Genomic DNA, 19673 nt, shown 5'->3' with positions numbered 1-19673 from the left:
CGCTGTGCAAATGGCGGCTAGATCAGGTTATGGCCGCCATCGATGCGGATTGTCTCGCCGGTCGTGAAGTCGCTTTCCATGAGGTAGAGGTAGGCGGCGGCGACGTCCGCAGCGGTCGGAATTTTTCTCGATGGCAGCCGGGCAGCCATGTCGGCAAAGAAGCCGGATTTGGCTTCTCCAACGATGTCCCACATCGGTGTTTCTACCCATCCGGGAGACACGACATTGACGCGCGTCGGGGCCAGTTCGAGCGCCAGGGCGCGGGCGAAGTAGCTGAATGAGCCGGCAATCGCGGAGACGACTGCACCTCCCGGCACCGGCGGCTTGTCCTTGTTGATACCCGACGTGAAGGTCATGGAGCCGCCGGCCCTCAGGGTGCGCACAGCGTGCTTGGCGAGCATGACGGCGCCAATCAGCTTGTTGTCGACGAAGCGCCGCACCGCCTCCATGTCGGTACCGCCGATGGGATCGCCGGGCGGCAGTGTTCCGGCGGTCGATACGAGGTGATCGAAATGACCGGCCTCTTCGAACAGGCGAGCGACGTCTGCTTCGTCGGTCATGTCGGCGACCAAACTTGTCACGCGATTACCCGCATTGAGCGTCCGTTCGGCCGCCTGCAGTTTCTCTTGCGACCGGCTGACGATCACGACCGTCGCTCCGCTGTTGAGCGCAGCTTCCGCGACGCCAAGACCAATGCCGGAGCTGCCTCCGACGACGATGACTTTCCTGTCCACGAGCGATGTCACGGGAGGTCTCCATTCGTTTGCGATGTAGGTGAGGGTCAAGCCTTGCCGGCGTAGGCGGCTTCGAGGTCGGCGATGATGATCTTGCGCATCCCATACATCGCCTGCCGGACGCGGTTGGCCTTTTCGCGATCCGGATCGGCACTGAGCCGCGGCAGGATTTCCGGGGTGACCTGCCAATAGACGCCGAACTTGTCAGTGAGCCAGCCGCAGGGTTGTTCCCTGCCGCCGCCGGCGGTGAGCGCCTCATAGTAGTAGTCGGTCTCGGCCTGGTCCTTGGTCTCGATGTAGAGCGAGAGCCGCTCGTTGAAGGGCGGCTGCGGCCCGGCGTTGAGCGCTGTAAGGTGCAGTCCCTCGAGCTCGAAATCGAAGGTGGCATGCGGGACCGTCTTGTTGGTTCCGGACACCCAGTCGGTGTATTCGATCGTCTCGAGCACTTTGCCGTTCTTGAAGACCGAGAGATAGAAATCGCGGGCCTCCTTGGCGTCGGTGTTGAACCAGAGGAATGGATGGATGGTGGCCATGTCCGTTCTCCGTTAATTCCTTGCGACAGCGATCTTTCGCGAAGAACCTGTCCGCCGTTACTTTCGTTCAGGCTAGCGGCGGTCCGACTGCCGATAGATCGAGCCGTCCCAGTCGTGGGCAAACCCGAGGTCTTCGAGCCGGCGGGTCGAGAAGCGTGCAATCAGCCGCTCGGTCCGGCGCCGGCTGCTCGAGGCGAGGATGCGGCCGGCCATGCCGGTCAGGACGTCGACGATGGGTTCAACTCGTTTGGCGCTCATGGTGCTCTCCGTGGATGTGGGCGGTTGCCCCGCGACTTTCGTCAGCGAGAGTATCAGTCACATCAGACTTGCCTTTTGCAGCGGCGGTGGATGGCTGATTACGTGAGCAAACATGCCGTCTTCCGGTCTGGACGACAAACGACTTATCGGCGACAATGTGTGAGCATCGCTCACACATGCAGGTATCGATCATGCCCCGGAAACTGCCTCCCCTCACCACCTTGCCGAGCTTCGAGGCGGCGGCGCGCCTGTTGAGTTTCTCCAAGGCGGCAGAGGAACTTCATGTCACCCACGGCGCCATCAGCCGGGCGATCAAGAACCTTGAGGATCAGCTCGGTGTGCAGCTGTTCGAGCGCGGTACGCGTTCGGTGAGCCTGACCGCCGTCGGCGAGCCCTATGCGCGGGCGGTGCGCGAGGTGCTCGACCAGTTGGCTGCCGCCACCGCTGCAGCAACGGCCCGCTATTCGAGCTCGACACTGAACGTCAGTACCTCCGATGGCTTCGCGGGGAGATGGCTGGTGCCACGCCTCTATCGCTTTCACCGTGCGCATGGCGACATCGATGTGCGGGTTTCGACGAGCGGGAAGCTGACCAACTTCCTCGGCGACGGCATCGATGTCGCGGTCCGGTATGGCAGCGGAAATTATGCGGGGCTCACGTCAGAGTTCTTGACCGGCGAGGAGGTGTTTCCAGTGTGCAGCCCAAAGCTTCTTGAGGGTGCACATCCGCTCCGCACTCCTCAGGATCTTAAACATCACACGCTGATCCGTGACAGCTTTCCGATCGACTGGGCGACCTGGCTCGCAAGCGCCGGGGTCGACGGCGTGGACCCGCAGAGCGGGATTACCTTCGACTCTGCCACCTTTGCGATGGAGTCGGCAGCACAAGGCGAAGGGGTGGTGCTGGGCCGGACCATGCTCGTTGCAGCCGACCTTGCCGCCGGGCGACTTGTCCGGCCCTTCGGCCACGCCCTGAAATCCCCCTCCAGCTTCTATCTCGTCTACCCGCCAGCGGCGATCCGTCAGCGCAAAGTCAGGGCTTTTCGGGATTGGCTGCTTTCAGAAGTCACGCCGCAAATAGGGTGACGGGAAGGCCGAGCCGAGGGGACAGTTCGCCTACAGATCAATGTCCGAAAAACCGCTACTATCAGCTCGCCCGAACTGCGGTGATGATCCAGGCACGCGAGTCGAAAAGCACGCCGTCCGCGGTCAAGCGCGCGTCGAGCAGTTCGCGCAACCGCCGCAGCGCCGCAGCGACATCCACATCCGCGCTAGCCAGCGGATCCTTCACCAGTTGCAGGCCAAGCAAAGCGTCATAAGCCGCATCGACGTCCAGGCCATAGAAAACCGGTTCATGCACTTCGGCAAAGTCGACCGAAACAAAACCGGACGCACGCAAGACCTCCGCGGTGATGACGGGGTCACCGAGCGAAAACGGGGTGGCGGCGGCTGCCGATATGGCGGTCCCCGGCGCAATCGCCCGCTGAATGGCAGTCGCCCACTCGTTGCGGTCCTGGCCCTGCCATACCATCCACACAAGACGTGCCCCTGGTCGCATCGCCCGGCCGATATTGGCGAACGCCGCCGCCGGATCGGCAAAGAACATCACGCCAAAGCGACTGATGCACAGATCGAAGCCGGCAGGCGGAAACGCCAGCAATTGCGCATTGCCGCGCTCGAAGGCGACGTTTCGCAATCCCTCGTCCGCGCTACGCCTCCGGGCGAACTCGAGCATCTCGGCCGATACGTCCACCCCGAGCACGCTGCCTTCCACCGCGACGCGGGCAGCATCGCGAGAAGATTGTCCCGAGCCGCATCCGATATCGAGCACGCGATCACGCGTTCCCGCCTTGACGGCAGCCCTGAAGACCTCGTTGTGCCGTCGCAGCTCGGCGTCGTAAAACTCGGCGCAGTTCAACACCATCGCACGCCTGCCTGGACATGATGGGCACGGCGGCATTCCCAGCCGCTCCGCTCTGATCTTGTCGATGATCTCCTCAGCCGGGTGATGCACCGACTTCTGCTTCGGGTCACCCCAGCACTATCAGCCGCGCCGCCGCCTCGATCGCGGCAACGTCGATTTTCTTCATCTCCATCATCGCCTCGAATGCGCGCTTTGCTTCGTCGCCGCCGGCAGCCATCGCCTCGGTCAGAACGCGCGGCGTGATTTGCCAGGAGATGCCCCATTTGTCCTTGCACCAACCGCAGGCACTTTCCTGGCCGCCATTGCCGACGATGGCGTTCCAGTAGCGGTCGGTCTCCTGCTGATCGTCGGTGGCGATCTGGAAGGAGAAGGCTTCGTTGTGTTTGAACGCGGGACCGCCATTGAGGCCGAGGCAGGGGATGCCGGCGACCGTGAACTCGACCGTCAGCACGTCGCCCGCCTTGCCGGACGGGTAGTCGCTGGGAGCGCGGTGGACGGATTTCACCAAGCTGTCGGGGAAAGTCTCGGCATAGAAGCGGGCCGCAGCCTCGGCGTCCTTGTCATACCAAAGGCAGATCGTGTTCTTGGCGATTGTCATTGCTGGTCCCTTTGCTTTTGAATCAACCTGGGCTTTTGATCAACCTGGGCTTTTGGAAACAACCTGGGCTTTTGAAATCAACCCGGGCCTTGAAGTCAATCCGGGCTTTTGCACAGCCAGCCTCGGCGTTGCACTACGAAAATGGAATGCGCTCGTGCCATCTGACGTTCCGACAGCAACACCTGCACGGCATCAAGGTATCACGGCTGGCACTTTTAAGACCAGATGTGGGCAGTGACTCGAACGGGCGACGGTCCGCCGGGTCCCGACCGGTGGCCTTCACTTTTTTGTCTGGGGCAGCTTTGTCTGGGGCAGCGCCGCTTTGCTCAAGGGCGTGCTGGCTTTCGGTTGGGCGCCCCGGTGCCTCAGGAGGCGCACAAGCAAGTTCCGTCTGCCCTTGCGCGGGACGAGATCGATATCGCTGACAAGCTTTGCGCCGCCCTCGCGACGCTCCAACGTGATCTTGCGGCTATGAAAGGTTTCCAGCTCGGCGCGATGCGCTACGCTGATGATGGTGACCTTCGGCAATTCGCGAATGATCATCTCCATCATCTTGTCCTGGCTCTTCTCATCAAGTGCTGAGGTTGCTTCATCCAGCACTATGATATCGGGGCTGTGCAGCAGAAGACGCGCGAAGGCGAGCCGCTGCTTTTCGCCACCCGACAAGGTCTGGTCCCATGGCGCGTCCTCTTCGATCTTGGCGTTGAGATAATCGAGTCCCACCTTGTCGAGAGCCGCCTTGATCTTTTTCAGCGTCCAGTTGTCGGCGGCGCCTGGATAGGCGACTGCGCGGCGAAGCGTCCCGGTGGGGATGTAAGGCCGTTGCGGCAACATGAACAACCGTCTGTCGGCGTGGATGTTGACGCTGCCGCTACCCCACGGCCACAGGCCTGCGACGGCCCGCACCAGCGTGCTCTTGCCTGAGCCGGATTCGCCGGCAACGAGCACCCGCTCGGCTGGTTTGATCACGACCTCGGTTTCCTTGACCACGGCGGTACCGTCGTCGAGCGACACGGAGAGATTGTTCAGCCCAAGCATCGCATCGCCTTCGGTTTCGCCGCGCTTAATGCGTCCAAGGGTGTTGCTCTGTTCCGCCCGCTCGAGCCCGTCGAGCGACATCATCAGCGAGGCGATGCGCCGTGCACAGGCATTCCAATCAGCGAGACGGGGGTAGTTGTCGACCAGCCATCCGAACGCGCCCTGCACGATGGCAAAGGCCGAGGCAGCCTGCATTACCTGTCCAAGTGTCATGCTGCCTTCGAGAAACTTTGGAGCGCAAAGCAGAACCGGCACGACCGGCGCAAACAGGCTCGACCCCTGCGACACCAGCGCTGTGCGCATGTGCTGGCCTGCAAGGAGCGCCCACTGCCTGAGCACATGGGCGAATGTCTTGTCCATGCCGCTGCGCTCCTCCTCCTCGCCGCCGAGCAATGCGATACTCTCGCCGTTTTCCCGCACGCGCGTCAGCGTGTAGCGGAACTCAGCTTCCGCCTGGTTTTTTTCCTCGGAGAGGTGGACGAAATGGCGGCCGATGACCGCCATCGAGGTGGACGTGATTGCGGCATAGATTACCGCGGTGACGACCAGGAAGCCGGGAATGGTGACGGTCGAACCTGCAATCGGCAGGGTCAAGGCGCCGCCGATCGTCCACAGCACCACGATGAAGGTCGAGGCCGACAGAAATGCGACGATGACACCGGCAATGAAATCGACGGGCGATTCTGTGGCAATCCGCAAATCCTCGGCGATGCGGGCTTCGGGATTGCTGTGGTCGCCGCCGACGAGGTTCAGCTGATAGTAGCGGCCGCTTGCAAGCCAACGCGCGATGACTGCGGTGGTGAGCCAGGAGCGCCAGCGGCGCTGTATCGTCATACGAAAGAAGACTTGTGCCACCACAAGGCTTGTGCTTCCGAGCACGAGCGGCACGAAAACGGCGCTCAGCCGATATACGGTATGGGCGTTGCGTTGCTCAATGGCGTCGAAAATTGCGCGATTCCAGACATTGATCCCATACTGGAAGCCGACATTGGTGACGATCAGGACCAACAGCCCGATCGTGCATGGCCAAGCGAGCCTATCGCCAATGCTGCCCCAGTAACCGCGCGCGCTGATCCAGAAACGCTTCAGCAGGTACCTCTTGCGCGCCTGCTCAGCCTCTTCGGGTGTCAGCTCCGGATCGGGTTCGATGAAATCCGGCGGCGGCGCGGCCTCGCCGACGACCTCGGACGCGGCTTCGACAGTCGAGTGTTTCTCGTGGCGCGACCTCTCGGCATCGCGCAATTGGGCGGCGTCAACCGATTTCGGCTTGAATCTAGCCTCGGGCATCCGGCGATAACGGCTTAAAAATCAGAAGGTTTCATAGCGTCCGCTCGAGATGGTCAGCTGCCAACAGCGCCTGGGCTTGGAGAAGCGCCGCGCTAAATTAGCTGCAAGGTCGGCCTGACATCGCTTTTCCCGAAGCGACTGCCTCAGGCCGCCTTCCGCTGGGATTTCCATGCTTCGTGGTGCTTTCCCCACGCCGACATCACTGTCACGGCATCGTTCAGGCTAAAGCCCAGCGGCGTGATCGAGTATTCCACGCGCGGCGGAACCTCGTCGTAAGAGCGCCGGCTGATCAGGCCGTCGGCTTCCATCTGCCGCAATTGTTGCGTGAGCATTTTCTCGCTGACGCCGGGCAACAACCGGCGCAATTCCGCGAAGCGGTATGGCCGCAGATGCAGTTCCCACAGCAGCGAGGTTTTCCATTTTCCGCCGATGGCCTGCAGTGCGGCGGCAAAACCGCAGCTGTCCGGTTCCTTGCATCTCATTTGGCAGTCCCTGTCATGATGCCGCTAGCTTACCTCAAGGTGCGTACTTCTCAGCGCATTGAGAATTTATATCTTCGGCTCCGGCGCGCCAAACATAAACCAACCCTCGTCGCGAGGGCCAACGCCTATCGGAGAAGTTATCATGGTATCGAATGTCTGCGTGCTCGGCGCGGGCCGAATGGGCTCGTCCATTATTCGAACACTGCTCGACCGCGGCTATCCAACATGGGTCTGGAATCGGACCGCGGCAAAGTGCAGCCCGCTGACGGCTTTGGGCGCCAAGGTCGCCCCTTCGGTGGCGGATGGGTTCCGAGCGGCCGATGTCGTGATCATCAATGTTCTCGACTATGCCGCCAGCGACGCTTTGCTGAAGCAGGACGGCGTCGCTTCGGTATTGGCCGGTAAAGCCGTCGTGCAACTCACCTCCGGCTCACCGCGTCTGGCGCGGGAAGAAGCTCGCTGGGTGGAGGCGCATGGTGCCGGGTATCTGGACGGGGCAATCATGGCCACTCCGGATTTCATCGGAAAACCCGAGACCGCATTGCTCTATTCGGGTTCCCGCAGCGTCTACGAGACGCACAAACCCCTGCTTCTCGCGCTCGGCGGCGGTACCAGCTATGTCGGGGAGATTCCCGGCCAGGCTTCGGCGCTCGATATTGCACTGCTCACCCAGATGTGGGGCGGGCTCTTCGGAGCATTGCAGGGGATGGCTGTTGCCGAGGTCGAAGGTCTCAGCCTGGAGATGTTCCGGAGCCATCTCTCGGCATTCAAGCCGGTGGTCGATGCGGCTCTCTTCGACCTGGTCGATAGGACAAATGTCAGGCGCTTTGCCGGCGACGACGCAACGCTGGCATCATTGGCGGCCCACTACAGCGCCTTCCAGCACCTGCTCGAGGTTTGTGACGAGCGAGGGCTCGACGCGGCTATGCCTCGCGCCATGGATACGATCTTTCGGCAGGCGCTTTCGCTCGGGCGCATGGAAGATGATTTTGCATCTCTCGCGCCTCTGTTTCGGAACGGTTCGCCGCATCAGAGCAGGGAAACGGCGCATGCATAGCGGCGGTAAGACGAGACGAACCGCGACCTGCTCATGCCGGGCGGTGGAACTTATCCTCACCGGAGAGCCGCGGCGTGTCTACGCGTGCAGTTGCCTGGAGTGTCAGCGATGTACCGGGACGGCGTTTTCGTACCGGGCCATCTACGCCGACGCGGCCCTCGTCGGACAGAAAGGGGAGACCAGATCGTGGCGCAGAACCGGGTCGTCGGGACAATGGTTGGAGCAGACATTCTGCACCATTTGCGGATCGGTCGTCTTCATGCGGGCAGAAGGATTGGGGGATGCGCTGTCGGTCTCGGTCGGCTGTCTGGAGGACCCGCATTTTCCGGCCCCGGCAACGCTCCACTGGCCTGACAGGAAACATAAATGGCTTTGTTTGGAAGGCTTGCCCGAGGTCTCTTGAGGAGCGAAATGGCGATGCGTGCAGACGCTGGCACAGAGTTGCAACAGAACTTCAGGGATCACTCTGCTGGACGAGCAGTCTCGACAATTCGCTTCAGGCTCTCAAGATTTATTCGCATGCCGCGTTCGAAGAAGCTGGACGCGAGCGGCGCGAGAAGCGCCATCGGCCCGGGAAGCCCTTTTCCGGTAATCGAACCCTCGAGGTGGAGATGCGTTCTGTGGCCTGTCGGCGCCAGCCGAAAGCGGTAGGTGAATGGCGTCGGCCCGCTCAAGCTGGACAAAGTCAGCAGTGCATCGACTTCGAACTCGGTGACCTCCACGATGTTTTCGAGGACCCGCCCGACCGGGCCGGCCGTGAGCTTGGCTACGGACTGCACAGCCGAGTACCAGGCCGGAGCCGCTTCAATATCCTCGATATGACGGAAGACGGTCTGGGCAGGCCTGTCGATCTCGATTGATATGTCGAACATTTGTGACTTATTCCTTCGGGAGATCGGATGATGGCCCATCGCGCCGGGCGATTGCGTTGCCGGCGGCTGTTCCGGCGACCAGAACTCGCAGCAGCCCGACGGCGGTTGTGACCTCGTTCGGCGTGAGCCGCTGGCCCAGCCATCCGTAAAGCCGGGATTCGACCTGCCGGATTTCGGCGGCGAGCCGGTGCCCCTCCTGTGTCAGTTCGAGCTCCACCTGCCGGCGATCGTCGGAGTTTTCCCGCCTGACGACGAGCGCCCGCTCGACCAGCGTGCTTACCAGCCGGCTGGGACTGCCGGTCTCGCAGACCAGCAGCTTGCCAACAGCATTGAGCGACATTGGTCCGCCGGCCTTCAGGCAGCTGATGACTTCAGCCTGGGAAGGGGTGACGCCAAGCGGCGAGAGCAAGTCGGTAAGCAGCCTGTTGCCTTCGCGCTGGGCGCCGAGAATGAGGAATCGGAGCTCCTCTTCTGGTTTCATGCCGCCGCTCCCAGTTCGACCGGGGCGGTCACCAGCTGACGCGTCGCCAGCCGCACGGCGCTCTCCGGATCATGGGTCGGCAGATAGATCGTCGGCTGCTGCTCGGCGAGGTGCCGGACGGCTCGCAGGGTGGCGGCGGCAATTTTTGTATCGGGTCCCACGCCGTCCACCTTGCCGGCAAGCATCAGTGCCTGGTTGTAAGACGTGTCGCCGGCGAGAAAGAGCGTTGCGTCGCCATCCTCCACCAGCACCGAAAGATGACCGGCAGTGTGACCAGGAGTTGCGATCGCCACGACGTCGCCCGCTTTGGTCAAGCGCTTGCTCGCCGCAAATTGGCCGAACGGTCCATCGTCGAGCTCGAGCCGTATGGGGTTGAACCAGTCGGGCCAGCGCTGCGGCAGGTAGCCGCGGAGCATTCCCATGAAACCCGACGCCGTGTCGATCTCACTGGGGGCGGCGAGTATCTGGCTATGGGGAAAATGCACCAAGCCCGCATCGTGGTCCATGTGCAGATGCGTGAGCACCACCCGTTTGACGTCGCGCGGCCCGATGCCCAGGCCACGCAGCTGCGGCCCGATCTCTTCTTCCGGCTCGATACGAAAGTGCACTTCCCAGCGAAAGAACGGATGCAGCGAGCGTCCGTGCCCGTTCAGCAGATGCGCCGCCTGTCCAGTGTCGACAACAATGACGCCTTCGTCATGCTCGATGGCCCAGGCGAAGGTCGGCAACCAGCCGGACCAGTTCCTGTCGGCAAAGATGCTGGCAAGCCCATGGCCGCGTCCTTCGATCTGGGCCGTCTTGATGCGGACCGACCCGGTCCGGATGGCATGTACTTTCATTTTTTCCTCTCCATTAGATGATATGTCATCGTATGACACGTCATATATTGAGGAGTCAATAGAACGGAGGAGAAAAGATCAGCGCGACAGCGATCGCGAGCATCTGCCGCTCAGCCCGACCGCGCAGGCGCTGAATTCCGGAACAAGGGTGCGATTTTGCCGTTGAGCCAGAAACTGGAAGCGACCCGCATGTCCGAATTGCCGAATGAAGAGATCGAAGGGCGGCTGAACGCCCAGCGCGAGACTTTGGCGCTGGTCGTCGCACTGCTTGCCAGCAAGGATACGGCACCCGAGCGAATATGGGCCGAGCTGGAGGCCCGTTTTCAGTTTCAGAACAGTCAGGAGGACCCCGGCGTCCTGCCAAGCAGCGCATTCGCCATCGAGGCTGCGAAGATGCGGGAGTTCAAGCTGATCGCCGAAGAGGCGCGGGCGCGCACTGCGGAATGGAACGGCAGGGACATGCCACAGGGCGCCAGCTGAAGCCCCGGCAAGTGGTTGCAGGACCGGCTATTTTGCGAGGGGCCGAGCAGGCGTCAGCTTTGCCCTAAAAGTGCACGCGCCAACTCTTCCCATTCCTCGTCAAGACTTAAGGTCGATGGCGCGGCGTTGCAGCGGCGATACCAATATTCCGCATTCGACTGGTCGCCTTCCTTGCGGTGGAGGTAGGCATGCACGTGCATGCCCGCAGTATCGTCGCGCCGCTGCGCGCACTCGTGCGCCTTAGCCCAATCGCCCTTTGCATCCCACCACAGCGCCTGCAGGGCAGGGCTCAAACCGTCTGGCGGCTGTGGTTTCGCAATCGAATCCCTGAAGGTTTGCAGATCCATTTTTCCACCATAGCGACGTACAGGCGCCGATAATACCCGCACCGGCAGCCGACCGATAGCGTGCATCGGGCGGGATAACCGGAATGGGTGTCGGGAGCCGATAACCGCACGGCCAGATGCTTGATTTGGTGACGTGCATGAAATAGTGCGCACCACGGCACCATGATGCCTGAGACAGCGAGGATGGGTAGCGAGCCGATGACAGCCCCCGACAACGCACGCCAATTCTACCACGGCACCCGGGTCGACCTTAAACCGGGAGACCTGATAGAAGCCGGCTACAGCTCCAATTACGGCGCGAGAAAGCAGGCAGCCTGGGTCTATCTGACCGGCACTCTGGATGCGGCCATCTGGGGTGCAGAGCTGGCCGCTGGTGACGGACGGGAAAGGGTCTATATCGTGGAGCCAACCGGCCCGATCATGGACGACCCCAATCTTACGGGCAAGAAATTTCCCGGCAATCCGACGCAGTCCTATCGCTCCCGTGAGCCGCTCAGGATCACGGGCGAGGTCGCCGAGTGGCAGGGCCACTCCCCCGAGCGGCTGAAAGAGATGAAGGACCATATCGAACGGCTGAAGGCGCAAGGCATCGAGGCAATCGATTGATCGCTAAATCCTGCGATTGCCAAGCTTGGCTCTGACCTACGGTCGGCGGCAGTCGCCGCGAAATACGGCTCCACGTCCGCAATGGGTCCGCGAGTTGTCGTTCCTTGCAGGTTGGAGAGCGGATACTCCTTTTCATCTCGTCGCGAACGTGATGATCTCGGGGCTCGAAGGGCCAAGTGGGCTGCCGTCAAAGCCGCCGAATTGCTGTTCGATCCGTAGCCCCGCGTTCCCCAGCAGGCTCGATAAGGCGTCCGTGTCGAGGAATCGCAAGGTGCTGCGACTAACTTGCGGAAGGCTCGGATGCTTTCCGCCGAACCTGTGGGTGAATGTCACCGTCTGTCCATCGAACGGCATGATCACCTCTGTTGTGATCTGCACCGGAGACCCGTCAGGTAGCTCAACGACGACCGCATTTTCGGGTGTCCAGCGCTCCCACGCCCGCACAGAAGGGTTCCGCGTCTCGAACGCGAAGCATCCGCCTGGCACAAGGGCCTGTCGCGCAGCCGCCATCAAATCCCGCAGGTCTTCGTCGCTGACAAGGGCCTGGAATGCATGCCCCGTCATCACAATGAGATCAAACTCGGCTGTCCAGCCGGCCGATTGGAGATCGCCGAGGACCCATTCGATATCCGTGCGCGTTCGTGCGCGATTCAACACGCCGGGTGCTGGGTCGATGCCGCAGAGCCGCCCTGAATGTCCGGCCAGGCGTGCCTCGTGAAGGAGGGTGCCCGTTCCACATCCGACATCAAGCACCGCGTCTGCTGTTAGAATGCGGGGCAGGTAGAAATCATAGTCGTCGCGCGCAGATCTCGGGTGCCAGGCATCGTAGACGGCAGCGAGATACGGGTCGGCGAAAAGGTGGTCGACCATAGGCGGTATTCCCAATCAACTTTGATTGTGCGAGCGGTGTCGCCGCGAGCATATAGCCCATAAGTCGCGTCGATCGTTACCGCACGACCTCGCGGTGGGCGCCGGGCAGTCGGGTGGCGATGAGCTTGTCGATGCGGCGGCCGTCGAGGTCGACGACCTCGAAGCGCCAGCCTTGCGCGTCGACGCATTCGCCGGTCGCCGGCAGATGGTGCATATGCGACAGCACATAGCCGGCGACGGTTTCGTAGTCGCGGTTCTCGGGCAGGTCGATGCGGAGAACCTCCGCCATCTCGTCGGCCTGCATGTAGCCGGCGAGCAGCCATGAGCCGTCCTCGCGCTTGACGGCGTTTTCCTCGTCGCCGGCATCGAGGTCCGAGCGGAAGACGCCGGTGATCGCTTCCAGTATGTCGGCCGGGGTGACGATGCCTTCGAAATGGCCGTATTCGTCGTGCACCAGCGCCATGGGCACGTCGGATTCCTTCAGCGTCGCAAGCACATCCAGCGCGTCGGCCTGGTCATGCACGATCGGGGCGGTGCGCACGTGCCGGCGCGGGTCCAGGGCGCGGCCGCCCAGCATCGCGGCCAGCACGTCGCGGGTCTGGACGACACCAATCATGGCGTCGACGCCGCCGTCGCCGGCCGGCAGGCGCGAATGCTGGGTATCCATCAGCAGCTTCCTGATGGCGGCCTCGTCGGCTTGCAAATTGATCCAGTCGACCTCGGTGCGCGGCGTCATCACCGCGCGCACGGCACGGTCGCCGAGCCGCATGACGCCCGCGATCATGCGGCGTTCGTCGGATTCGATGGTGCCGTGGTGCTCGGCCTCGGCGACCAGCATCTTGATCTCCTCGTCGGTGACCTTCTCCTCGCTCTGGCCGCGCTGGCCAAGCAGCCACAGGAGGGCACGGCCGGAAAAGTCGAGCAGGAAGACCAGCGGCGCCGAGAAGCTGGCGAGGATGGTCATTGCCGGAGCCACCCTGACGGCGACCCGTTCGGGGTCGCGCAAGGCGATCTGCTTGGGGACCAGTTCGCCGATGATAAGCGAGCCATAGGTGATTAGGGCGACGACGATGCCGACGCCGAGCGGGTCGGCGAGGCTTTCGCGGATACCGGCCGACACCAGGAAGGTGGCCAACCGCTCGCCAAGCGTCGCGCCGGAAAAGGCGCCGGACAAGACGCCGACCAAAGTGATGCCGATCTGCACCGAGGACAGGAATTTTCCCGGATTGGCGCCGAGCGCCAGAGCCCGGCCGGCGCCCTTGACGTCGCGGTCGATCATCGCCTTGAGGCGCGCCGGCCGCGACGAGACGATGGCGAGCTCGGACATCGACAGAAGGCCGTTCACACAGATGAGGACGACCACGATGGCAATTTCAGCATAAAGCATGCCGGGTCCATAGCATTGCCACGCGGTTTTCGAAAATAGGACGGTCGCGATTTTTCAGGGCAATCGCTTCAGACAGAAAAGATAATGCCCAATTCGTGTTGGAGGTTATCAATTCTCGAAGTCGGCGCCGCCCTGGCAGCGCAAACCTTAAGCAATGGCCCTTTGTCTTTTCAACTAGGCGGCGGAGCAATCAAGCGGCATCCCAGGGCGGCGTGGAAAAATGCTCGATCAGGGTGTCGACGACGACGCGCACCTTTGGCGCGAGGTTGCGTGTTACCGGCCAGATGGCATGCACCACGGTATTTTCGACAAGACAGTCCGACAGAACCATTTCTAGCTCACCGCGCCTGATGCTGTCGGCCGTCAGCCATGTCGGCAGAAAGACGATGCCGCAGCCGGCCAGTACCGCATCGAGCATCGGTTCGCCGTGGCCGAGCACCAGCCGCGCCTTGGGCGCGAATTTTTCGAGAGGGCCGTCGGCATGCCTGACGGTCCAGGGATGGACAGCGCCGTCGCGGCCGTAGCCGATGAGGCTGTGCCTGGCGAGATCCTCGATCGATTGCGGCCTGCCATGGGCGTCGAGATAGGCGGGGGCGGCGACGATGCCCGAACGCTGAGCATAGATGCGGCGCCCGGCGATCGAAAGGCTGTCGTCGAGATCGCCCATGCGCACCGCCAGATCGATGCCTTCCTCGATCAGGTCGACGCGCCGGTCGTTGAACGAGATTTCCATCGTCAGATCCGGAAATTTTTTGGAAATGTCGAACAGCACCGGGGCGACGCATCGCCGGCCGAAAGCCAGAGGCAGGTCGACGCGCAGCCGCCCGGAAGGCACCTGCTTGCGGGAAGCGAGCAGTGACTGGGCGGCTTCGATCTCGGCCAGCGCCCTGACGCAGGCTTCATAGTAGCTCAGGCCCTCGCTGGTCGGGCTGAGACTGCGGGTGGTGCGGTTGAGCAGGCGAACGCCCAATCGCTGTTCCAGCTGTGCGATCGACTTGCCGACCGCAGATTTCGTGACATGCAGCCGGACAGCGGCGCCGGTGAAGCTGCCAGCCTCCACCGTATGAACGAATGCGACGATGCCCTGCAGATTGGCCGATTCCAATGAAGCGCTCCTATTGTAGAGTTTTGCTCATTAATCTGTTGCGAAACATGCCACATGGAAGCGCTTTTCTCCATAGTGAAACGGCGTAAATGTCTCGCGCAACCATCAACCACGGAGCGCGAACCAAATGAGCACCGAAAATAGGTCCTGGCAGATGAACGGTTTCGGCCTGTCCAGGCTGAAGCCGGCCGAGGGCAAGCTGCCCCAACCCGGGCCGCATGACCTTCGGGTACGCGTCACAGCGGTATCGCTGAATTACAAGGACAGGATGATCGTCGATGGCGTGCTGATACCGGACCTCAGCTTTCCGTTCGTGCCGACGTCGGACGCGGTGGGCGAGGTGGTGGCGATCGGCGGCAAAGTCAGCCGCTTCGGCATCGGGCAGCGCGTGCTCGGCCAGGTCATCGCCGACTGGCCGGACGGCGACGCGCCGCCGGTGCTGCACAAGCATACGCTGGGTTCGTCACTGCCCGGCACGCTGTCCGAGCATGTGCTGTTTCATGAGGATGCCGCCGTGGCGGCGCCGCCGTCGCTCAGCGACATCGAGGCATCGACGCTACCGATCGCGGCGCTGACGGCGTGGTTCGCGCTGGTCGAGGCGGCCAAGCCGATCCCGGGCGAAACCGTTCTCATCCAGGGCACTGGCGGCGTGTCGCTGTTTGCGCTGCAATTTGCCGCCGCCTTCGGCCTGCGCGCCATCGTCACTTCGAGCAGCGACGAGAAGCTTGAGCGGGCGAAGGCGCTGGGCGCCTGGAAGGGGATCAATTATCGCAGCCAGCCGGCATGGGACGAGGCGGCGCGCGAACTGACAAACGGGGCTGGCGTCAGACATGTGCTGGAAATGGTCGGCGGCGACAATGCGCGGCGCTCGCTCAATGCGCTGGGCCCCGACGGCAGGCTCTCGCTCATCGGCCTTCTCGGCAGCATGGAGCTCAGCTTCCCAATCATTCCGTTCCTGCGCAACCGGATCGTCGTACAGGGCATATCGATCGGCCATCGCCGCGCTTTCGAGCGGATGAACCAGGCGATCGAGACGCTTGCGATCAAGCCGGTGATCGACAAGCTGTTTGGCTTCGACGAGGTGCCGCAGGCATTTGAGCGATTGGAGACGGGACCGTTCGGCAAGATCGTGATCACCGTGCCCTGAACCCCGTCGGCGCGAATGGCTGTCAGACGGGAAGGCTGATGGCGCGCCTACGGCAGTTGCAGCAGCACGCCGATGATGGCCTTGCCGTCGGTGAAATAGGGATCGCCTTCGCCGTTGCGCCCGGCCTTTGTGGCGCCGACGCCTGGTATCTGGCTGGTCGAGATCAGTATGCCGGCAGCGGCGAGGTCGCGCATCAACTCGTCGCGCTCGGCGTCGATGTCGGGGCCGATGTGATGGGTGATCGCGCCGGTATCGTGGCTGAGGCCAACGCCGCGATCGAAGCTTGCCGAGCCCAGCCAAAGCGGCCGGCCGTCGTCGCCGGTCGCATCGGTCTGCCAGAAGCGGACGTGGTGGCGCCGGTCGGCGCTGGCGCCGACCGGTTTTTCGAAGGCGAGGTCCTGGGCGCGGCCTTCGAACAACAGCCGGCTGACCGGCGCGTCGGGATAGGGGCGGTTAAACAGTACGCTTTCGCCGATCTCGATCGCGGTCTTAAGCGTGATCGCGTCTGCCGTATCCCAGCCGGCGACGGCAAAAGCATGGACAAGCTCCTTCCTGGTGCCGACCAGGCCGACATTGATCGGATCGCCCGGAATGCCTTGCGGCGTGTGCGTCACCATCTCGAATTGCTGATTGCGAAAATTGCGGTCCCGCAACGTCCAGAACTCAGGCGCGGCGAAATAGGCGAGCGAAAGATAAGCGGCACAGCATGCCACCAGCCAGGTCGTTGCACGTCGTCGAAGGCTTCGTTGGCTCATGCATTGGCGCTCAAACTGGCAGGCCGGAAATCCTTGGCAAGCGGCGCTCAGCCGGTCTATCGTCATATTTTAGCATGAAATGGCGTAGAACCGGCTAGCACGAATGAGGGCGTGATGAAGGGCAAACCGGCGCGCGGCACTGCCATGGCGTTGACCGCCGACCTTGTCGCGCTGGTCGAACGTGTCGAGCCCGACCCCGGCCCCGAGCCCGGGACGACAGAACACACCGACGCGGAGTTCGATGGTCTTGTCGAGCAGCTGCTGCTGGAATACCGGCCCGAAGTGCTCTGGGTCTTTGCCTACGGCTCGCTGATCTGGAATCCCGAATTCGACTATGTCGAGCGGCGCCCGGCTACGGCGCCGGGATGGCACCGCTCGTTCTGCCTGAAGCTGACCCGCTGGCGCGGAACCCGTGATGTTCCGGCCTTGATGCTGGCTTTGGACCGGGGCGGCAGCTGCAAAGGCGTTTGTCTATAGACTTCCGGCAGAAGATCATTTCGGGCAACTCGGTCGGCTGATGCGACGGGAGATCGACGCAAACCCGCCTACCAACGTGCCGCGCTGGATCTGGGTCGAGGCCAGCGACGGTCCGCTACGCGCCCTGGCCTTCGTCGCGGCACCCGACGGCAAGGCTTATGCCGGGCGGCTGCCGCTCGATCAGGTGGCGCAGACATTGGCGCGCGCAGCCGGACATTGGGGTTCGTCCGCCCAGTATCTGTTCCGCACCGTCAGCATGCTCGAGGAAAGCGGAATCCGCGACAAAAACTTGTGGCACGTCCAGGGTCTGGTCGCGCAGCACATCAAGGCTTCCACCGGCGGCACGCAACGCAGCTGATCCGGACGCTCTCGCGAAATGCTTGTTCCAATTTCATCTGAAAACCGGAACGGTCAGCGGCAGGCGCGGTAGCCGTTCTTGCGGTTCTTGATGTCGAAATGGAAATGGTTGCGGTGATCGTAATTGTAGCCGGGGCCGAGCACGGTGGTGAAGTACTGGCAGCCGTCGGCGCGCACATTGTTGAGGAAGCCGCGTGTGCGGAAGGCGAACAGGCCGGGCTTGCGGACGTCGATGTCGTCACCATTGTTGAGCTCGATGCTCATCACGTCGAGCGCATTGCCCTTGCCGTGTTCCGACAAAACACCTTCGCCGGCAATCCTGCGGCAGGAATAGCTCGAGCCCTGGTGGATGGTCTTGACGCCTGAAAAATAGCGCCAGCGGGCCGACGGGACGAGTTCGTTCCTGGTCCAGCCGGCAAAGGTGGCGGCCATGTCGCAGGTCAGCGTCGCGGCCGGCTTCATCTCGACGCTGCCGATGGCCGAGACCTTGACCGGATAGTCGATGCCGCACTGGCCTTCATGGATCGGCGCAACGTCGGTGTAGACGACGCCGAGGCGTTTCAGTTCCTTGCGGCAATCGATCTCTGTAGCCGGCATCTGTTCGGCCGGCGACATCGGGTTGTCCATGCGCGGATAGGCGGCCGTCATATAGGGGTCGGACGGGACGAGGCGCTGCATGCCGGAATATTCCGGGCCGGAATCTTGGGGACCGGAATCTTGTGGGCCGGAATTGGGCGGAACGGCAGCGGTCTGGCTGCCGACATCGACGGCCGGCTGCAGCGACAGCACGCTGCCGGTATTGCAGGCCGAGACCGCTGCAATGGCAAGCACGGCGGCAAGCCTGCCGGCCATGCGCGCGCGTCCTGTGTGCCGCGCAGCGGCAAGCGCAGCGCGAAATAGCCCGGCCATCGGAGGGGTTCCCTGTCCCTGGATGGCACAGACTCTAAACCTGAAGAGTAAAGGAAAAATCAGCGGCGCCGTTCACGCCTGCGGCCAAATTGCGGCGCCACTGTCGGCGCCCGGCGTCATTGGCAAAACGTGCCGCCATTGCGGCGCGGTTCGAGGTCGAAGTGGAGATGTAGCGAATGATCGGCGTCGCTGCCCGGGCCAAGCACGGTCTTGAACGGCCCGCAGGCGGCCTTGCGCACTGCATCCAGGAATTCCGCGTCCTTCTGCGGCGGCGTTGGACCGACATCGATCTCTTTCCCGTCGGAAAGCGTGACGCTGGCGATGTCGAGGGCGTTGCCGAAGGCGTGCTCCGACAGTTTGTCGCCGGCGTGGCGCGGCCGGCAGACGAAGGCGGAGGCCTGGCCGATCGATTTGATATCCGTGCCGAACTCGGCCTTTGCGGCAGGCTGGATGACCGAAGCAGCAAAGCGGGCGGCCGCTTCCGCCATCTGGCAATTGAGCTCGGTTTCGGGACCGATGGCGATGGATTTGCCGAGCGTTTTCAGCACGACCGGGTAAGGGATCGAGCAACCGACCGCCGTATCATGCTCGGGCTTGCGCTCCTCGAAATCGACGCCCATGGACTTCAGCCGCCTGCGGCAGGCCAATTCTTCGGCCGGCATTTCCTTCCCGGCAATGGCGGCCGAGCGAGGATCTGGAAGGATTTCTTGCTCCGCCTTTTTGTCTGCCTCGGCCGGGTTTGGTGGCGCGGCCGGTGGGCTTGCCGGCGGCTCAGCCTGCGCCGGCTTTTCAGGAGGCTGTGGTGCAATCGCCGGCGGCTCCGGCTGCTGGGTCTTGGGCTGGCCATTTTGGGGCTGCCCGTTTTGCGGCTGCTCGTTTTGGGGCGGCTCAGCCTCCGGGGCATCCGCCGGGCGCGGTTCGGGGACCGGGATGTCGGCTGGCGACGGCGGAGTGGCTTCCTGGTTGAACTGCGGAACCGGTGCAGTTTGCGGCAGTTCGGGCGCCTTGGCCAGAGCGGGTCCCGTCAGCGACGTAGCCGTAACGGCCAGGAGCAATCTACCCAATCTGAAAAAGCCAAACGCCGCCATTACTTCGCAACGGCCAGAATGCAGGGAAGTTGCCTTGGGCGAG

The 19673-nt window shown here is 62.7% G+C and carries 24 protein-coding genes and 1 pseudogene; 8 read left to right on the top strand and 17 right to left on the bottom strand.

What is annotated here, in order from left to right:
* Nucleotides 1–17: 17 nt before the first annotated feature.
* The 3 genes from NKH71_RS04530 to NKH71_RS04520 form a co-directional block, all read right to left on the bottom strand.
* Entirely contained in the window at nucleotides 18–746 is a 729-nt protein-coding gene (locus tag NKH71_RS04530; RefSeq protein WP_352856866.1) for an SDR family oxidoreductase, read from the bottom strand.
* Nucleotides 747–781: 35 nt separating this feature from the next.
* Nucleotides 782–1267, bottom strand: coding sequence for a VOC family protein (locus NKH71_RS04525; RefSeq protein WP_352787717.1), 486 nt, complete (start codon nucleotides 1265–1267; stop codon nucleotides 782–784).
* A gap of 72 nt (nucleotides 1268–1339) precedes the next feature.
* Entirely contained in the window at nucleotides 1340–1525 is a 186-nt protein-coding gene (locus tag NKH71_RS04520) for a hypothetical protein (RefSeq protein ID WP_031194070.1), read from the bottom strand.
* Nucleotides 1526–1716: 191 nt separating this feature from the next.
* Between NKH71_RS04520 and NKH71_RS04515 the strand changes: the two genes are divergently transcribed.
* Nucleotides 1717–2610: a transcriptional regulator GcvA gene (locus tag NKH71_RS04515; RefSeq protein ID WP_023719132.1), complete on the top strand. Its 894-nt coding sequence runs from the start codon at nucleotides 1717–1719 to the stop codon at nucleotides 2608–2610.
* Between the two features lie 61 nt (nucleotides 2611–2671).
* On the opposite strand, the gene NKH71_RS04510 is transcribed toward NKH71_RS04515, so the two are convergent.
* A complete protein-coding gene (locus tag NKH71_RS04510) occupies nucleotides 2672–3448 on the bottom strand; it encodes a class I SAM-dependent methyltransferase (protein ID WP_023719131.1) in 777 nt (258 codons plus the stop codon).
* 106 nt (nucleotides 3449–3554) lie between these two features.
* Complete coding sequence (locus NKH71_RS04505) at nucleotides 3555–4040, bottom strand: VOC family protein (RefSeq protein ID WP_352894672.1); 486 nt, start codon at nucleotides 4038–4040, stop codon at nucleotides 3555–3557.
* Between NKH71_RS04505 and NKH71_RS04500 the strand changes: the two genes are divergently transcribed.
* Nucleotides 4033–4284, top strand: a complete 252-nt coding sequence (locus NKH71_RS04500; RefSeq protein ID WP_156948077.1) for a hypothetical protein — start codon at nucleotides 4033–4035, stop codon at nucleotides 4282–4284. The two genes, NKH71_RS04505 and NKH71_RS04500, sit on opposite strands and share 8 nt — an antisense overlap.
* 41 nt (nucleotides 4285–4325) lie before the next feature.
* Here the strand turns inward: NKH71_RS04500 and NKH71_RS04495 are convergent, their stop codons facing one another.
* Together NKH71_RS04495 and NKH71_RS04490 are read right to left on the bottom strand one after the other, a co-directional pair.
* Nucleotides 4326–6371: an ABC transporter ATP-binding protein/permease gene (locus NKH71_RS04495; protein ID WP_352483128.1), complete on the bottom strand. Its 2046-nt coding sequence runs from the start codon at nucleotides 6369–6371 to the stop codon at nucleotides 4326–4328.
* Nucleotides 6372–6514: 143 nt separating this feature from the next.
* Entirely contained in the window at nucleotides 6515–6853 is a 339-nt protein-coding gene (locus NKH71_RS04490; protein WP_352592494.1) for a winged helix-turn-helix transcriptional regulator, read from the bottom strand.
* A gap of 142 nt (nucleotides 6854–6995) precedes the next feature.
* Here NKH71_RS04490 and NKH71_RS04485 point away from each other — a divergent pair, with 142 nt between their 5' ends.
* Both NKH71_RS04485 and NKH71_RS04480 read left to right on the top strand, forming a co-directional pair.
* Nucleotides 6996–7910 (top strand): NAD(P)-dependent oxidoreductase, encoded by a 915-nt coding sequence (locus tag NKH71_RS04485; protein WP_352787715.1) that lies wholly within the window; start codon nucleotides 6996–6998, stop codon nucleotides 7908–7910.
* Complete coding sequence (locus NKH71_RS04480) at nucleotides 7837–8313, top strand: GFA family protein (RefSeq protein ID WP_352787714.1); 477 nt, start codon at nucleotides 7837–7839, stop codon at nucleotides 8311–8313. Before NKH71_RS04485 ends, NKH71_RS04480 begins: the two co-directional genes overlap by 74 nt.
* A gap of 58 nt (nucleotides 8314–8371) precedes the next feature.
* On the opposite strand, the gene NKH71_RS04475 is transcribed toward NKH71_RS04480, so the two are convergent.
* The 3 genes from NKH71_RS04475 to NKH71_RS04465 are packed head-to-tail and all read right to left on the bottom strand — an operon-like array spanning nucleotide 8372 to nucleotide 10102.
* Nucleotides 8372–8782, bottom strand: a complete 411-nt coding sequence (locus NKH71_RS04475) for an SRPBCC family protein (RefSeq protein ID WP_023719128.1) — start codon at nucleotides 8780–8782, stop codon at nucleotides 8372–8374.
* Between the two features lie 7 nt (nucleotides 8783–8789).
* Nucleotides 8790–9263: a MarR family winged helix-turn-helix transcriptional regulator gene (locus NKH71_RS04470; protein WP_023719127.1), complete on the bottom strand. Its 474-nt coding sequence runs from the start codon at nucleotides 9261–9263 to the stop codon at nucleotides 8790–8792.
* A complete protein-coding gene (locus NKH71_RS04465) occupies nucleotides 9260–10102 on the bottom strand; it encodes an N-acyl homoserine lactonase family protein (RefSeq protein ID WP_352494909.1) in 843 nt (280 codons plus the stop codon). The genes NKH71_RS04470 and NKH71_RS04465 overlap by 4 nt, the downstream gene beginning before the upstream one ends.
* Nucleotides 10103–10291: 189 nt before the next feature.
* Here NKH71_RS04465 and NKH71_RS04460 point away from each other — a divergent pair, with 189 nt between their 5' ends.
* Entirely contained in the window at nucleotides 10292–10582 is a 291-nt protein-coding gene (locus NKH71_RS04460) for a hypothetical protein (RefSeq protein ID WP_352494910.1), read from the top strand.
* A 53-nt stretch (nucleotides 10583–10635) separates the two neighbouring features.
* Here the strand turns inward: NKH71_RS04460 and NKH71_RS04455 are convergent, their stop codons facing one another.
* Complete coding sequence (locus tag NKH71_RS04455) at nucleotides 10636–10929, bottom strand: hypothetical protein (protein ID WP_352494911.1); 294 nt, start codon at nucleotides 10927–10929, stop codon at nucleotides 10636–10638.
* A gap of 198 nt (nucleotides 10930–11127) precedes the next feature.
* Between NKH71_RS04455 and arr the strand changes: the two genes are divergently transcribed.
* Nucleotides 11128–11535 carry an NAD(+)--rifampin ADP-ribosyltransferase gene (arr, locus tag NKH71_RS04450; RefSeq protein ID WP_502895871.1) on the top strand — a complete coding sequence of 136 codons (408 nt, stop codon included), beginning with the start codon at nucleotides 11128–11130 and terminating at the stop codon, nucleotides 11533–11535.
* 132 nt (nucleotides 11536–11667) lie between these two features.
* Here the strand turns inward: arr and NKH71_RS04445 are convergent, their stop codons facing one another.
* The 3 genes from NKH71_RS04445 to NKH71_RS04435 form a co-directional block, all read right to left on the bottom strand.
* Nucleotides 11668–12405 (bottom strand): class I SAM-dependent DNA methyltransferase, encoded by a 738-nt coding sequence (locus NKH71_RS04445; protein WP_352787712.1) that lies wholly within the window; start codon nucleotides 12403–12405, stop codon nucleotides 11668–11670.
* Nucleotides 12406–12481: 76 nt separating this feature from the next.
* Entirely contained in the window at nucleotides 12482–13792 is a 1311-nt protein-coding gene (locus tag NKH71_RS04440; protein WP_352894546.1) for a hemolysin family protein, read from the bottom strand.
* 190 nt (nucleotides 13793–13982) lie between these two features.
* Complete coding sequence (locus NKH71_RS04435) at nucleotides 13983–14897, bottom strand: LysR family transcriptional regulator (RefSeq protein WP_352787709.1); 915 nt, start codon at nucleotides 14895–14897, stop codon at nucleotides 13983–13985.
* A gap of 127 nt (nucleotides 14898–15024) precedes the next feature.
* Here NKH71_RS04435 and NKH71_RS04430 point away from each other — a divergent pair, with 127 nt between their 5' ends.
* A complete protein-coding gene (locus NKH71_RS04430) occupies nucleotides 15025–16044 on the top strand; it encodes a zinc-dependent alcohol dehydrogenase family protein (protein WP_352787708.1) in 1020 nt (339 codons plus the stop codon).
* Between the two features lie 47 nt (nucleotides 16045–16091).
* Here the strand turns inward: NKH71_RS04430 and NKH71_RS04425 are convergent, their stop codons facing one another.
* Nucleotides 16092–16799: an LssY C-terminal domain-containing protein gene (locus NKH71_RS04425; protein WP_352787707.1), complete on the bottom strand. Its 708-nt coding sequence runs from the start codon at nucleotides 16797–16799 to the stop codon at nucleotides 16092–16094.
* Nucleotides 16800–16913: 114 nt separating this feature from the next.
* Here NKH71_RS04425 and NKH71_RS33385 point away from each other — a divergent pair.
* A pseudogene (locus tag NKH71_RS33385) lies at nucleotides 16914–17634 on the top strand (gamma-glutamylcyclotransferase).
* 53 nt (nucleotides 17635–17687) lie between these two features.
* On the opposite strand, the gene NKH71_RS04410 reads toward NKH71_RS33385, so the two are convergent.
* Nucleotides 17688–18542: an extensin-like domain-containing protein gene (locus tag NKH71_RS04410; RefSeq protein WP_352787701.1), complete on the bottom strand. Its 855-nt coding sequence runs from the start codon at nucleotides 18540–18542 to the stop codon at nucleotides 17688–17690.
* 116 nt (nucleotides 18543–18658) lie between these two features.
* Nucleotides 18659–19630 (bottom strand): extensin-like domain-containing protein, encoded by a 972-nt coding sequence (locus NKH71_RS04405; protein ID WP_352787699.1) that lies wholly within the window; start codon nucleotides 19628–19630, stop codon nucleotides 18659–18661.
* Between the last annotated feature and the right edge of the window lie 43 nt (nucleotides 19631–19673).

The sequence above is a fragment of the Mesorhizobium sp. M0983 genome (genome assembly GCF_040318975.1).
GTDB lineage: Bacteria > Pseudomonadota > Alphaproteobacteria > Rhizobiales > Rhizobiaceae > Mesorhizobium.
The sequence above is the reverse complement of the archived record's forward strand: the minus strand, read 5'-3'. Positions and strand labels throughout refer to the sequence as shown.